13 protein-coding genes and 4 pseudogenes are annotated in these 14767 nt (G+C 38.6%); 15 read left to right on the top strand and 2 right to left on the bottom strand.

Annotated elements, in window-relative coordinates; all coding sequences use genetic code 11:
• Positions 1-49: 49 nt before the first annotated feature.
• The 13 genes and pseudogenes from ccrZ to PHA78_RS10080 all read left to right on the top strand — a co-directional run bounded on the left by ccrZ (position 50) and on the right by PHA78_RS10080 (position 11069).
• Entirely contained in the window at positions 50-844 is a 795-nt protein-coding gene (ccrZ, locus tag PHA78_RS10140; protein WP_002942360.1) for a cell cycle regulator CcrZ, read from the top strand.
• The gene (gene trmB, locus PHA78_RS10135; RefSeq protein WP_099870361.1) at positions 841-1479 is read left to right on the top strand and encodes a tRNA (guanosine(46)-N7)-methyltransferase TrmB; all 639 of its coding nucleotides are present in this window, start codon (positions 841-843) and stop codon (positions 1477-1479) included. The genes ccrZ and trmB overlap by 4 nt, the downstream gene beginning before the upstream one ends.
• Positions 1480-1736: 257 nt before the next feature.
• Positions 1737-2207: a ribosome maturation factor RimP gene (rimP, locus tag PHA78_RS10130; RefSeq protein ID WP_002942369.1), complete on the top strand. Its 471-nt coding sequence runs from the start codon at positions 1737-1739 to the stop codon at positions 2205-2207.
• Between the two features lie 73 nt (positions 2208-2280).
• Positions 2281-3435, top strand: coding sequence for a transcription termination factor NusA (gene nusA, locus PHA78_RS10125; protein WP_029175752.1), 1155 nt, complete (start codon positions 2281-2283; stop codon positions 3433-3435).
• A gap of 16 nt (positions 3436-3451) precedes the next feature.
• Positions 3452-3748, top strand: a complete 297-nt coding sequence (gene rnpM / locus PHA78_RS10120) for an RNase P modulator RnpM (protein ID WP_002942375.1) — start codon at positions 3452-3454, stop codon at positions 3746-3748.
• On the top strand, positions 3735-4043 hold the full coding sequence (locus tag PHA78_RS10115) for a YlxQ-related RNA-binding protein (RefSeq protein ID WP_029175751.1): 309 nt from the start codon (positions 3735-3737) through the stop codon (positions 4041-4043). Before rnpM ends, PHA78_RS10115 begins: the two co-directional genes overlap by 14 nt.
• A gap of 17 nt (positions 4044-4060) precedes the next feature.
• Complete coding sequence (gene infB / locus PHA78_RS10110) at positions 4061-6868, top strand: translation initiation factor IF-2 (RefSeq protein ID WP_272158113.1); 2808 nt, start codon at positions 4061-4063, stop codon at positions 6866-6868.
• Between the two features lie 155 nt (positions 6869-7023).
• Positions 7024-7377 carry a 30S ribosome-binding factor RbfA gene (gene rbfA, locus PHA78_RS10105; RefSeq protein ID WP_002942382.1) on the top strand — a complete coding sequence of 118 codons (354 nt, stop codon included), beginning with the start codon at positions 7024-7026 and terminating at the stop codon, positions 7375-7377.
• Positions 7378-7502: 125 nt separating this feature from the next.
• Complete coding sequence (locus PHA78_RS10100; protein ID WP_024401261.1) at positions 7503-8192, top strand: hypothetical protein; 690 nt, start codon at positions 7503-7505, stop codon at positions 8190-8192.
• A 208-nt stretch (positions 8193-8400) separates the two neighbouring features.
• A pseudogene (locus PHA78_RS10095) lies at positions 8401-9511 on the top strand (IS630 family transposase).
• A 170-nt stretch (positions 9512-9681) separates the two neighbouring features.
• Positions 9682-9840: pseudogene (locus PHA78_RS10090) on the top strand (group II intron reverse transcriptase/maturase); the annotation flags it as partial.
• Positions 9841-10056: 216 nt separating this feature from the next.
• On the top strand, positions 10057-10920 hold the full coding sequence (locus tag PHA78_RS10085; protein ID WP_024376424.1) for a helix-turn-helix domain-containing protein: 864 nt from the start codon (positions 10057-10059) through the stop codon (positions 10918-10920).
• Between the two features lie 80 nt (positions 10921-11000).
• Positions 11001-11069: a KxxxW-cyclized peptide pheromone gene (locus PHA78_RS10080; protein ID WP_099778207.1), complete on the top strand. Its 69-nt coding sequence runs from the start codon at positions 11001-11003 to the stop codon at positions 11067-11069.
• A gap of 122 nt (positions 11070-11191) precedes the next feature.
• Here the strand turns inward: PHA78_RS10080 and PHA78_RS10075 are convergent.
• Together PHA78_RS10075 and PHA78_RS12625 are read right to left on the bottom strand one after the other, a co-directional pair.
• Positions 11192-12038 (bottom strand): annotated as a pseudogene (locus PHA78_RS10075) (IS630 family transposase); the annotation flags it as partial.
• Positions 12039-12041: 3 nt separating this feature from the next.
• Positions 12042-12227 (bottom strand): annotated as a pseudogene (locus tag PHA78_RS12625) (helix-turn-helix domain-containing protein); the annotation flags it as partial.
• Between the two features lie 28 nt (positions 12228-12255).
• On the opposite strand from PHA78_RS12625, the gene kwcM reads away from it, so the two are divergent.
• Both kwcM and PHA78_RS10065 read left to right on the top strand, forming a co-directional pair.
• Complete coding sequence (kwcM, locus tag PHA78_RS10070) at positions 12256-13557, top strand: KxxxW cyclic peptide radical SAM maturase (RefSeq protein ID WP_099806605.1); 1302 nt, start codon at positions 12256-12258, stop codon at positions 13555-13557.
• Positions 13554-14645: an MFS transporter gene (locus PHA78_RS10065; protein ID WP_024376422.1), complete on the top strand. Its 1092-nt coding sequence runs from the start codon at positions 13554-13556 to the stop codon at positions 14643-14645. Before kwcM ends, PHA78_RS10065 begins: the two co-directional genes overlap by 4 nt.
• Positions 14646-14767 lie beyond the last annotated feature (122 nt).

Below are 14767 nucleotides of genomic sequence, written 5' to 3'. Positions count from 1 at the left end.
ATAGACGAAAATTAGTAAAATAGTAAGGAATTTTTAAAGGAGGAAAGGCATGCAGTTTGATACCAGTGGGCTACAATTACAGTCTATTGCAGGAAATAGTGGCAAAGCGTTTAAAGGTCTACGGTCAGACGGAACGCCAGTCTTTGTGAAGTATGAGATGCCTCCGATAGTGTCTGCTCTTGCGCGTGAGCAAATTACACCACCCGTTTTGTCAGCAAATCGTGAAGTAGGAATGGGGCATCGTGTAGAGCAGGAGTGGTTGAATGGTCGTACCTTGGAGCGTCAAGATATGACTAGTAAACAGATTCGTCAAATACTGGTGAGAATGCACTATTCTCGCATTTTGCTCAATCAGGCTTTGCAGATGAATTATACCTATATGGAACCTCAGGATTTGGTTTATCGTTGGCAAAAAGAGGCTCCAACTAGATTGGGACAGAATTCTTATCTGCAATCTATCTGTCAAGATTTATTGAATAATCTACCAAGATTCCGTCAAGAGGTGGCAACATTTGTTCACGGAGATTTGCATCATAGTAACTGGGTAGAAACGACGTCTGGTTTGGTGTATTTGACAGATTGGGAGACCGCTTGTGTAACGGATCGGATGTTGGATGTTGCCTATATTTTGACGCATTATATTCCTCGTCAGTCCTGGGAAGAGTGGCTTCGGGCTTATGGCTACAAATATAACAGCACAGTATTAAATAAGGTTTATTGGTATGGCCAGCTTGGCTATCTAAACCAAATAGCTAAGCATGTAGAAAGCTACAATGTTTTGGCTGCAAATAAAGAAATTTATGCTCTACGGCAATTCCGTCAGAGTTTCTATAAGGAAGTATGAGAGTTAGAAATCGTAAGGGAGCGAGTGAGCTTCTAGCAAACAATCCCCAGTATGTTATCTCCAATCCAGAGGAGTGTAAGGGGAAATGGGCAGAGATTTTTGGAAACAATAATCCTATCCACATAGAAGTTGGTTCTGGTAAAGGTCGCTTTGTCACTGGTATGGCTGCGCAAAATCCAGATATTAACTATATTGGTATTGATATTCAGATGACCGTGTTAAGCTATGCCTTGGACCGTGTGCTTGAAGCTGGCTTACCAAATATAAAATTATTGCAGGTGGATGGTTCGAGTTTGACCAACTATTTTGCACCGGTAGAAATAGATCAGCTTTATCTGAATTTTTCTGATCCATGGCCTAAGAAACGTCATGAGAAACGCCGTTTGACCTACAAGTCATTCTTAGATACCTACAAGGAAATCCTACCTGAGAAGGGAGAAATCCACTTCAAAACAGATAATCGTGGTCTGTTTGAGTATAGCCTGGCTAGTTTTTCTCAATATGGCATGGTCTTGAAGCAAGTTTGGCTAGATTTGCATGCGGATGGTTTGGAAGGCAACGTTATGACAGAGTATGAGGAGAAATTCTCCAAAAAAGGCCAGGTTATCTACCGTGTGGAAGCACAGTTTCAATAATTCCCTTAGTGGAAAATGAGGAGAGGTCTAACAGAGACCTTTTTCCTTTACAAATAGGGATAGATATGATAGAATAGTGTAAGTGAATAATGAGAAAAGGGGTTGGCGTCAGTCAACCCTTTCCCTGTACACGGATTTCTGTATATAGAATGAAGGATAGTACAAGGGAGTTTATTGTCAAAGGAAATAGAGAGTCCTGGATAGTGCGAACTATTTGAGTAATGTATTTCTAGCGACTATAAAAATAGGAGGTGTTTATGTCATCAATTATTGAATTGGTCACAGCAGCAATTACCCCCGCTATTCAAACTCCTTACGAGTTGGTGGATGTGGAATATGGTAAAATGGGCGGTGACTATGTCCTATCGATTTTTGTCGATAAGGAGGGTGGAATTTCCCTTCAAGATACGGCAGATTTATCCGAAAAGATCAGTCCGATTTTGGACACTATCAAGCCAGACCCATTTCCAGACCAATACATGCTGGAGGTAACAAGTCCAGGTTTGGAGCGTCCTTTAAAAACGGCAGATGCTGTTGAGAAGGCGGTTGGAAAGTACATCCATGTCAAGCTCTATCAGGCAATTGATAAAATCAAGGTTTTTGAAGGAACGTTGCTCTCCTTTGATGGAACAGACCTGATTATGGAGTATATGGATAAAACTCGTAAGAAGGAAGTGACTATTCCTTACCAGACGGTGGCTAAGGCCCGTTTGGCTGTTAAGTTATAATGCTCTTTCATGAGTATTTTATAAAGATATTAGACTTTAAGAAAGGACCTTTTGAGCGCAAAAGGAAAACAACATGAGTAAAGAAATGCTAGAAGCCTTCCGTATTTTAGAGGAAGACATGGGTATTAACAAAGCGGATATCATTGATGCAGTTACAGAGTCGCTTCGTTCAGCTTATAAACGCCGTTATGGTCAATCAGAATCAGCAGTGATCGAATTTGACGAGAAAAAAGGTGATTTCCATGTATTTACTGTTCGTGAAGTAGTAGATGAAGTATTTGATAGCCGACTAGAAATTAGTCTAAAAGATGCCTTGGCTATTTCATCAGCTTATGAAATGGGTGACAAAATTAAATTCCCAGAAGATCCAGCGGAATTTGGTCGTGTAGCAGCCCAATCAGCTAAGCAGACCATCATGGAAAAAATGCGCAAACAAAAGCGTGCCATTACCTTCAATACCTACAAGCAACATGAAAATGAGATTATGTCAGGTACGGTAGAGCGTTTTGATAATCGCTTTATCTATGTCAACCTTGGTACGATTGAAGCACAATTGTCAAAACAAGACCAAATTCCTGGTGAGGTTTTCCAATCTCATGATCGTATTGAAGTCTATGTCTACAAGGTAGAAGACAATGGTCGTGGTGTTAACGTATTTGTCAGCCGTAGCCATCCAGAAATGATCAAACGTCTCATGGAACAGGAAATTCCAGAAGTATACGATGGAACAGTTGAAATCATGAGTGTTGCCCGTGAAGCTGGAGACCGAACGAAAGTGGCTGTTCGTAGCCATAATCCAAACGTAGATGCCATCGGTACAATCGTTGGCCGTGGTGGTTCAAATATCAAGAAAATCACCAGTAAGTTCCACCCAGCTCGTTATGATGCTAAAAATGACCGCATGATTCCTACGGAGGAAAATATTGACGTTATCGAGTGGGTAGCAGATGAAGCGGAATTTATCTACAATGCTCTCGCTCCTGCTGAAGTTGACCAAGTATTGTTTGACACGGAAGATGGGAAGCATGCTACAGTCGTTGTGCCAGATGATAAATTGTCACTAGCAATTGGACGTCGTGGTCAGAACGTTCGTTTAGCAGCCCATTTGACCGGATTCCGTATCGACATCAAATCTGCATCAGAATATGAAGCAATTGAGGCGGCTCAATATGCGGCAGAAGAGCTTGTAGAAGAAGTCGCGGAAGAATTTACAGAAGAACAAGAATAGAACAAAAGGAGCAGCCATGGCAAAAGCTAGAAAAATACCCTTGCGCAAGTCTGTGGTGTCCGGTGAAATCATCGACAAACGGGATTTGCTCCGTATTGTAAAAAATAAAGAAGGTCAAGTATTTATCGATCCAACAGGCAAGGCAAATGGTCGTGGAGCTTATATCAAGCTTGACAATGATGAGGCAAGCCAAGCTAAGAAACGTCGTGTCTTCGATCGTTCCTTTAGTATGGAAGTGGCCGAAGAATTTTACGATGAATTAATTGCCTATGTTGATCATAAGATCAAGAGGAGAGAACTTGGACTCGAATAAGAGACAGAAAATCTTAAATTTATTAGGTTTAGCCCAGCGAGCTGGTCGCCTGGTTTCGGGTGAGGACCTGGTTGTTGAAGCTATTCAAAAAGGGCAGACAAAGTTGGTGTTTTTAGCCGAAGATGCTGCTGGAAATTTAAGTAAAAAAGTAACAGATAAAAGTCATACCTATCAAGTAGAAGTTGTAACAGTGTTTTCAACACTGGAATTGAGTGCAGCTGTCGGCAAGGCTAGAAAAGTTCTTGCAGTGACAGACGCTGGATTTACAAAGAAGATGAGGTCTATTATGGAATAGAACAGGAGGACAAGGCATTGTCTAAGAAGAGATTGAATGAAATAGCCCGTGAATTAGGTGTAAGCAGTAAGGAAGTTGTTGCTAAGGCTCAAGAATTGGGTTTTGAAGTCAAAAGTCATGCTTCAAGCGTAGATGAAGCAAGTGCTAAACGCCTTGCAGAAAGCTTTGGGGGACAAAAATCAGAGGCAACTAAAGTTGCGGCAAAAGTTAGCCAGCCTGAAAAGGTTGATGAAACTCCAAAAGTGGAAACAGCTAAGGTAGAAAAAGCTAAGGAAACACAGCCAGTAGTAAAAGAAGAAGTTGCGGCAAGCGCAGTACAATCAGCTCCACATCGTCCACAGAGTCGAAACTTTAAGGCAGAACGTGAAGCACGGGCCAAAGAGCAGGCTGCTAAGCGAGCTCAGGGTCAAGGAAAAGGTGGTCAAGCTAAATCTGGTCAGGACCGTCGTGACAACCGTCAACAAGGTCAGGGACGTTCAAACAATGAGCGAAATGATCGCCGCGATAATAGACGTGAACAGGGTTCAGATAAACGAAAGGACAATCGTTTTGGGGACCGTCGCGATAATCGTGATAACCGTTCAGGTCGGTCAGCTCGCTTTGAACAAAGAGAGGCTGCAAAACCAGCAGGACCTAAAATTGACTTCAAAGCGCGTGCTGCTGCTTTGAAAGCAGAACAAAATGCGGAGTATGCTCGTACCAGTGAAGAACGTTTTCGTCAGGCTCAGGAAGCTAAAAAGCAACCTAAGAAGCCAAAAGAAATTAAGTTTGAAGAACCGGTTGTGGAAAGCAAACCATTTGTGAAGCCTGCACCTGTTGCATCGGTACCAGAGCAAGTTGCAGAAACTACTGTAGATACCCGTCGTAAGAAACAAGCTCGACCAGATAAAAAACGTGACTTTAATGGTGACGAAGAAGATGGTCCACGGAAACAACAAAGAAATCGAAATAGTCAAAATCAAGTGAGAAATCAAAGAACAAGTAACTGGAATAACAATAAGAAAAATAAAAAAGGCAAGGCAAACCAACCTGCCAAACCTGTCACAGAACGCAAGTTCCACGAATTGCCAACTGAATTTGAATACACTGCTGGTATGACCGTCGCAGAAATTGCAAAACGAATCAAACGTGAACCTGCTGAAATTGTGAAAAAACTCTTCCTTATGGGAGTTATGGCGACTCAAAACCAATCTTTGGATGGAGATACTATCGAACTCCTCATGGTTGATTATGGTATTGAGGCGAAAGAAAAGGTAGAGGTCGATAACGCAGATATTGAGCGTTTCTTCGTAGAAGAGGGTTACCTCAATGAAGAAGAGATGACAGAACGCCCACCTGTTGTGACTATCATGGGACACGTTGACCATGGTAAAACAACCTTGTTGGATACCCTACGTAATTCTCGTGTTGCTACTGGGGAAGCTGGAGGTATCACACAGCATATCGGTGCCTACCAAATTGAGGAAGCTGGTAAGAAAATTACCTTCTTGGATACTCCAGGACACGCGGCCTTTACTTCTATGCGTGCACGTGGTGCATCTGTTACCGACTTGACCATCCTAGTCGTTGCTGCAGATGATGGTGTCATGCCACAAACGATTGAGGCTATCAACCACTCAAAAGCCGCTAATGTGCCAATCATTGTAGCTATCAACAAGATTGACAAGCCAGGTGCAAACCCAGAGCGTGTTATCGGTGAATTGGCTGAGCACGGTGTTATCTCAACCGCTTGGGGTGGAGAATCTGAATTTGTAGAAATCTCAGCTAAGTTTAACCAAAACATTGATGAATTGTTGGAAACTGTTCTTTTGGTCGCTGAAATCCAAGAACTGAAGGCAGACCCAACTGTTCGTGCAATCGGTACGGTTATCGAAGCACATTTGGACAAAGGGAAAGGTGCGGTTGCAACCCTTCTCGTTCAACAAGGGACACTTAATGTTCAAGACCCAATCGTTGTCGGAAATACCTTCGGACGTGTTCGTGCCATGACAAACGACCTTGGTCGTCGTGTTAAGGTGGCTGGACCATCTACACCGGTATCTATTACTGGTTTGAATGAAACGCCAATGGCTGGCGACCATTTCGCGGTCTATGAAGATGAAAAATCTGCGCGTGCTGCCGGTGAAGAACGTGCTAAACGTGCTCTTCTTAAACAGCGTCAAGCAACGCAACGAGTTAGTCTTGAAAACCTCTTTGATACCCTTAAAGCAGGTGAGGTTAAGTCAGTTAATGTGATTATCAAGGCTGACGTACAAGGTTCAGTTGAAGCTCTTGCATCATCGCTTCAAAAGATTGAAGTTGAGGGAGTACGTGTCAATATCGTCCACTCTGCAGTTGGTGCTATCAATGAATCAGATATTACTCTTGCGGAAGCTTCAAATGCTCTTGTGATTGGTTTCAACGTTCGTCCAACAGCTGAAGCGCGTAGCCAAGCTGAAGCAGATGACGTTGAAGTACGTCTTCACAGCATCATTTACAAGGTTATCGAAGAGATGGAAGATGCCATGAAAGGTATGCTTGATCCAGAATATGAAGAAAAAATCATTGGTGAGGCAATCATTCGTGAAACCTTCAAGGTATCCAAAGTTGGAACGATCGGTGGTTTCATGGTCGTACGTGGTAAGGTTACCCGTGATTCAAGTGTTCGAGTTATCCGTGATGGTGTTGTAGTATTTGATGGTAAACTAGCTAGTTTGAAACGCTATAAAGATGACGTGAAAGAAGTTGGTAATGCCCAAGAGGGTGGTTTGATGATTGAGAACTACAACGACTTGAAAGTTGATGATACCATTGAAGCTTACATCATGGAAGAAATCAAAAAATAATATTTTCTCACTGTCAAAGTCATAGACAAGTGATTTTGTCGAGGAAGTGATAATTTAATAGATTTTAGTAGATTTTAAAGCAATAGTTTTTAATCTACTTGGATTATTCAAGCTGGGGAAACTCAGCTTTTCTATCATCTAAGAAAGGAAAGAATATGGCGAATCATTTTCGTACAGACCGTGTCGGGATGGAAATCAAGCGCGAAGTCAATGAGATTTTACAAAAGAAAGTTCGTGATCCACGTGTGCAGGGAGTGACCATTACAGATGTTCAGATGGTCGGCGATTTGTCAATGGCCAAGGTTTACTACACAATCATGAGTAATTTGGCATCCGATAATCAAAAGGCACAAACGGGTCTTGAAAAAGCGACTGGAACCATTAAGAGAGAACTTGGTCGTAAGTTAACTCTTTATAAAATTCCGGATTTGGTCTTTGAAAAAGACCAATCAATTGAGTACGGCAATAAAATTGACCAAATGTTGCGTGCTCTTGATCAGAAAGATTAACAACAAAAGTCGGATGGAAACATTCGGCTTTTTCTGGCTCGGATGCTTTGTCCAAATATGGTGGCGTTTACAAGCCCTCGGAAAGATGTTATACTAAGACCAAAGATAGAGCACAGGAGGAAGTTATGAAAAAGTTTATTAGTCGTATAATGTTGGTATCCACGGTTGTGTTATTAGCAGCATGTCAATCCATTCAGACCAAGGAGGATGAAACTTCCAATACTAGTTCATCGAGCCAAGTTACAACTAGTTCGGACCAACAATCTACCTCAGAGTCTTCCTCAGAGACTACATCTAGTTCAGACTCACAAACCGAAGCATCTTCTACAAATACTCAGGCGATACCGACTGTGTACCAGTCCGTTATCGATCGTTACCAAGCCAATTTAGGTCAGGTTTCTGAAGCGATTAATCAGGACGAGGTTAGTAGTTATCTAAGTTTACTGACGAGTCAAGGCCAAGAATACAGCGGAGCATTTTATAGCCTATACGATATTGATCAAAATGGGACAGAGGAATTGCTCATAGCCTTGAATAAATCTGGTGACTATATCCTCATTGATCTTTACACGCAGCTATCTGGGGAGAATTTTCGTTTAGTAGATAATTTCCGAAATATTGGTTTTGAAATTGGCCCGGATGCCATTCTTCGTCCCTTACAGGATGGAACCTATTTATTTGAAGGGGGTGGAGTATACCGGATTTATCAGTACAATGCAATGATTCCAGGATTGAAACGGATTTCTGAATCGGATACTAATCCTGAAACATCCCCCTTGCTTGAGTTGAAAAGCTTGCATTGGGTTAAGCTATAGATTTTATCAATGATTATTCCTAGGCTGGGTTTCCCGGCCTTTTGTAGTTCCTAAGCACTTTGAGTACATCGGTATGTCGTAAATCGGAGGAGCAAGTCCTCTGTGGGCACCCACAGCCCATGAACCCAATAGCGACTCCCAAGTCTGACTATCGTGAGGTCGAGACCTAATACTTAACAAAAATCAAAAATAGCGATATGATAGTATTATGACAAAAGAATTTACCCAGACACAAGTTGAAGAATTAAAGCAAGCACTTAAAGATAAAAATAATGCTCCGCATCATAGAAAAATCCAGGCACTCATTCTTTATTCTGAATGCCATAATTTAACATCCGTAGCTAAATCAGTAGGTTTTGTCCATCAGACAGTCCGAAACTTATTGAATCGCTATCTAAGTGGTGGCTTAGAAGCCCTCTTAAAGGAAAATCGTGGTGGTCGCCGCCGTTCGTATATGACGCATGAGGAGGAAGAAGTTTTCCTTAAAGAGCATCTCTCTTCCTCTTTGAATGGAGAATTCGTTACTGTTAACACCCTCTTTAAAGCCTATCAAGATAAACTTGGTTACGCAACGACTAAAGACGTTTTTTACCAACTATTGAAACGTCATGGATGGGTCAAAGAATCAAAAGATTCTTTGAGAGGGGAAATAAAGCTTACGCAGTAAGCAACAAAAGTTAGCCCACGTCCCCAATATCCGAAAAAAGCAGACGCCGAAACCATTTTAGCGTCTAAAAATAAAATCTTTATTCGAGGAGAGAACGAGTAAGCGCTTTATTGATGGAAAAGAATATCAAAAAATCCGCCTTATGTATCAAGATGAGGCGGGTTTTGGGCGTATCAGTAAACTTGGCTCGTGTTGGTCTCCTAAAGGTTATCGTCCTCACGTAGCAAGTCATCATATTCGTGAGTACCGCTATTGTTATGGAGCTGTGGATGCCCATACAGGCGACTCGTTTTTCATCATAGCAGGCGGATGTAATAGTGATTGGATGAATGCATTTCTACGCCAACTATCGGCAGCTTATCCAGAAGATTATATTGTTTTAGTCATGGATAATGCCATCTGGCATAAATCTCAGACCTTAAATATCCCTAAGAATATTGAATTTACCTTCATTCCACCCTACACACCTGAAATGAATCCTATTGAGCAAGTCTGGACTGAGATTCGTAAACTTGGTTTCAAGAATAAAGTATTTAGGACCTTAAATGAGGTAATCGATAAACTTCAAGAGGTTATTCAAACCTTAACCGCTTATCAACTCAAATCAATTGTAGATAGAGACTGGACTTCCGCTATTTTTGATTTTAACTGAGTATAAAATCAAAATGAGTATAATTGGAAATTTTTATATCAGATATGTAAATTTAATGATAAACTACCTAAAAATTTTCTAGTTTCAGTACTTTGCAAAATGTAATGAATAGTTGTTGGTAGCTATGCCGGAACGGTTTGTGAAATTTGATTCTAATTTAGTATAAGGCGTATATAGCGAATAAAGTATCTGGATAGGGTGACCGTTATCCATTAGTGGCTCAGAAGTCGGTATTGAAATGTGCCATATCAAAACCAGTCCTCGCTAAACATGGACTGGCTTCTTACTTAGATTATTATCTAGAACGACATGCGTTAAAAATTAGTTGAACCGCCGTTTACCGGTGGTGTGAGAGGGGGTGGTGAGTAGCTCTTACTCGATTTTATCCTACACCGATGACGATAATTCCTTCTAAAATAACAAAAAGAAGAGTTAATAAATGGTATTTTTTCATGTGATAATCCTCACTTTTATTTTTCTTTATTGTATGCTATTATAGGATCAAACAAAAATTATTCCCATATATGCGTGATGGAGGAGGAGAGATGAAAAATTTTGGAGAAATTTTTAAAAAGTTTCGAGAATCGAGAGGATTAAAATTAAAAGATGTCGCAAAGGTTGGTATCTCAACGTCTCAGCTCTCTCGATTTGAGAAAGGAGAGACTGACTTAACGATTTCAAAGTTCTTACTCATATTGGATGAAATTAACATGCCGATCGATGAATTTATGTATGCGGTTCATGATTTTCATAGAGATGAACTAAATGAGCTCCTGTCAAAAGTACGTTATTATGTATCTACTCGTGATGTCGAAGGCATGAAAAAACTTCTTTATTCTCAGATAGAATCGGAGGATAAACGGGAGAAATTTTATCACATCAATATCATTTTATTAAAGATTCGCCTGCAAGATTTGTCAGGGGAAAATTATTACAATGATAAAGACTTAGATGAATTAACTGACTATTTATTTAGTGTGGAATACTGGGGCTATTATGAACTTTTGATTTTCATGAATACTTTAGATGTCTTGAAATATGATGTTTTCATAGTATTAGCGAGGGAAATGTCTAGACGGTCAGACTTTTTTAAAGAAATCCCTAATAATCGTCGTCTTATTTCTACGATGTTACTTAATGCCTATATCACCTGTATCGAACGGCAAAATCTTATAGATGCTTTGTATTTTGAGAAGCAATTGAAACAGTGCTTTTTTATCGAAACAGAAATTTATGAGAGACTTGTTTTTCTCTATGCTCAAAATCTTTATCGCTATCGCAAAACTGGAAGTAAATTTGCGATTGTGGAAATGAGGAAGTGTATTGGAGCGATGAAATTAGCAGGTAGTGATCATGTGGCACAGATTTATGAAGAACATTTGAAAAAAATTTTAACAGAAAATAGTTAATTGGCATATATGGGAACATTTTATTGTAATTGATTTAAAAGAATATACTTACAGTATCACGTTCGAAAGGAGTAGCAATTATGTCAAAAGAACTTGAAAAAGTCCTTGAGTCTAGTGCTATGGCAAAAGGCGACGGTTGGCATGTATAAAGTAATTTATACATAGGTTAAGCAGAGGTTATTTTCCTCTGCTTTTTTAAAGAGGTGTTCAAGATGAGGACAATTTCAGAAGATATTTTATTTATACTCAACAAAAATCAAAAGCAAACCAGTCAAGTGTTTTTAAACCATTGTCTACTAACAATTGGTTTTAAAATAGACCAATCTAACTCTCGTATTACTTCTTGAAGCTTGTTTATCACATCGTCTAGTGTTTTAAAAGCTTTATTCTTAAACCCTCTCTTTCGAATCTCAGCCCAAACTTGTTCAATTGGATTCATTTCAGGAGTATAGGGAGGAATAAACTCAAAACCAATATTATGTGGTTTCTCTAAGGTACTTGATTTATGCCAAACGGCATTGTCCATCACTAATAAAATATAATCGTCAGGATAAGCTTCAGATAGTTGTTTGAGAAAAACATTCATCCAATCTGTATTACAGCCCCCAGCGATAATGAAGAAGGACTCTCCTGTATGGGCATCAACAGCACCATAGCAATAGCGATACTCACGAATATAGTGACTATGTACATGCGGTCTCACCCCTTTTGGTGCCCAGGCCTTCCCAATTTTACTGATCCGACCGAAACCCGCCTCATCTTGATACATTAGCCTGACTTTATGATAGCGACGACTATTCTTGAAGCGCTTTCCTGTTTTCGTGAATGAAGATTTTATTTTTAGACGCTAGAATCGTTTCGGCGTCTGCTTTTTTAGGGTGTTCTGGTCTTGGCGTCACTTTGCGCCAACCATGGCGTTTAAGAATGGCATAGAATCCTTCCTTGGTCGTAGGGTGTCCAACCCGTTTCTGATAAGCTTCATAGAGAGAGTTTATCGTCACAAATTCGCCATTTAGTGAGGCTGTTAACTGTTCTTTTAGAAACGCTTCCTCTTCTTGAAGGGTTAAATATTGACGGTTCCGTCCACCTCGCGTTTCTCTTACTAGAGCTGAAATCCCCTCAAGTTCGTACTTGCGCTGTAAGGACCAGATTGTATACTTTGAATAGCCGATGAGGTTAGTGATTTCCTTATAGCTAAGACCTTCTGCTCTGAACAAGATAACTTGAAGTCGTCTATGAAATGGAGAATAGGTTTTATCTTTCAAATAAGTTTTTAATTCTTTCGTTTGTTCGATAGTAAGTTTCATAAATCTATTATAGGTTAGTTTTTGTTTTTTGAATAGTATTAGATTAGAAAAGTTTGGTGGAATTTTAATAAACAAAACAAATTTTGAAAGAATAGAGTTAGATGAGACTGAGGCTTTCTTTCTATATTTAGTTCAAAATCATGGTATTGAAATTGCAACTTCTTTTTTTAAAAAAGAAATTGAGATAGGGAAACTAGAGAGAGCATTATCATTAAATATCTATTCTGATAATAATATTGAGGATTCATCGAACAATCCTTACGAGACTCTTCAAAATGCGAGAAAGCATGTAGCAAAATTAAAAAAACATAACATACTGAGTTTTCCGCTTGAACTAGTAATATACCCCAGTATGTACTGTGATTTAAAATGTGGTTTTTGTTTTTTAGCAAATCGTGAAGATAGAAATGCCAAACCTGCTAAAGATTGGGAAAGAATTTTGCGCCAAGCAAAAGATAATGGAGTGTTAAGTGTTTCAATTTTAGGAGGGGAACCGACTAGATATTTTGATATTGATAATTTGTTGATAGCTTGTGAGGAACTAAAGATAAAGACTACTATAACAACTAATGCCCAATTAATAAAGAAAAGTACAGTAGAAATTCTAGCTAAATCTAAATATATTACACCGGTTTTATCTTTGCAGACTTTAGATTCTAAATTAAATTTTGAATTAATGGGGGTGAGACCTGATAGACAAATAAAATTAGCGAAGTACTTTAATGAGGTTGGAAAAAAATGTAGAATTAATGCAGTGTATACAAAGCAAAGCTATGAGCAAATTATAGAATTGGTTGATTTTTGTATAGAGAATAAAATAGATAGGTTTTCAGTAGCTAATTATTCTGAGGTAACAGGATATACGAAAATAAAGAAAAAATACGATTTGGCTGATTTGAGAAGGTTGAATGAGTATGTTACAGATTATATAACTCAACGTGAAGCAAATTTAAATTTTGCTACTGAGGGATGTCATCTTTTCACCGCTTATCCAGAGTTGATAAATAATTCAATTGAATTTTCAGAGTTTGACGAAATGTATTATGGATGTCGTGCAAAATATACTAAGATGGAAATAATGTCTAATGGGGATATCTTGCCCTGCATTGCTTTTTTAGGAGTTAATCAAACTAAGCAGAATGCCTTTGAAAAAGATTTGTTAGATGTTTGGTATGATGATCCGTTGTATGGAGGGATTCGTTCTTTTAGAACGAAGAATTCTAAGTGTTTATCTTGTGGATTGTTAAAAATTTGCGAGGGTGGCTGCTATATTAACTTGATCAAGGAGAAGAGTCCAGAATATTTTAGAGACTCAGTTTGCCAATTATGAGTAAAAGATTTTTGAACTTATACATGATGAATATATTTTTGTCCGGATTGCCCTACTATTTTATAGGTGTATTGCTCTTAAAGCATCTGGGCTTCTCTTTCACAGAAATAGCTACTTTATCAGTGATTACTGAGTTATGCGGCTCAGTTTTTGATATTCCTTTAAGTTTTCTTTCAAGTAAGTTTGGCTATAAGAAAATTTTGATTTTATCAAATTTGTTATTAACTTTAGCCCTATCTTGCTTACTGTTAGGACAATCAAAAATAATATATATTTCAGCGATATTTTTTGGCTTGTCAGAATCCTTATCTTCAGGCGTTCTTAATGCTTATAATTTTGAATTAATTGGCAACGAGCTAGTATATCAATCTTTTTTGAAATACCTCAATACGGTAAAATACATTTTTATAGCGATTATTACAATTATATCTCCCTATCTACTGAATAGGAATTATATTTATCCGATTATTATTTCGATTGTATTTGTCATTTTCAGCCTCTTAAATGTGATACAATTACCTGAAATAAAAAATGAATTACCTAATGATTCAAGATTTTTTAGCTTTGATGATGTTAAAACGATTCCATGGTATTTACTACTGTTAGGAGTAGCATTCTCAACTCTAATTATGATCAGCAATTCCTATGCAGGCATTTTTCTAAATGAACAGGGACTTTCACTAGATATGTTGGGCATAGTACTATTCATGTTTAATATAGCTATGGCTTTGGGGAGTTACCTAAAAATGAAGTTTGAAATCAGTTTATTACTACCAGTGCTAGCTATTTTTATGTTTTTTCAAACGAATGTATTCATAGAAATTGTATTATTTTTATTGATGCGTGTTCTCAATTCAAGTTATAATAATCATTTTTATTCTATGTTTAATAGTTCGATAGAAAAAAATAGAGCAGTATCATGGTCGGTCTATAATTTATTTATTTCCATTAGTTTTATGGTATCGGACTTTCTAGCTGGTATTTTCGCAGATAACTTTGGTATAAGGAGTAATTATTTACTATTTGGCATCATAACTTTGTTTTCCTTTTTATTCTTTTCATTTTCAAATAGAGAGGAAAGGACGTAAGTTCAAATTCAGGCAGTCTACATCAGGGGACCCAATTTTAATAGGGTATTCCTTGAGGGGAAGGGTAATCATGGAACGAATGTTGAATGGACGGTAGTGGAAGGAGCCTAGGTAGTACAAGC

The organism is Streptococcus sp. HN38, from assembly GCF_028335765.1.
GTDB classification, from domain to species: Bacteria; Bacillota; Bacilli; order Lactobacillales; family Streptococcaceae; genus Streptococcus; species Streptococcus suis_P.
The sequence above is the reverse complement of the archived record's forward strand: the minus strand, read 5'-3'. Positions and strand labels throughout refer to the sequence as shown.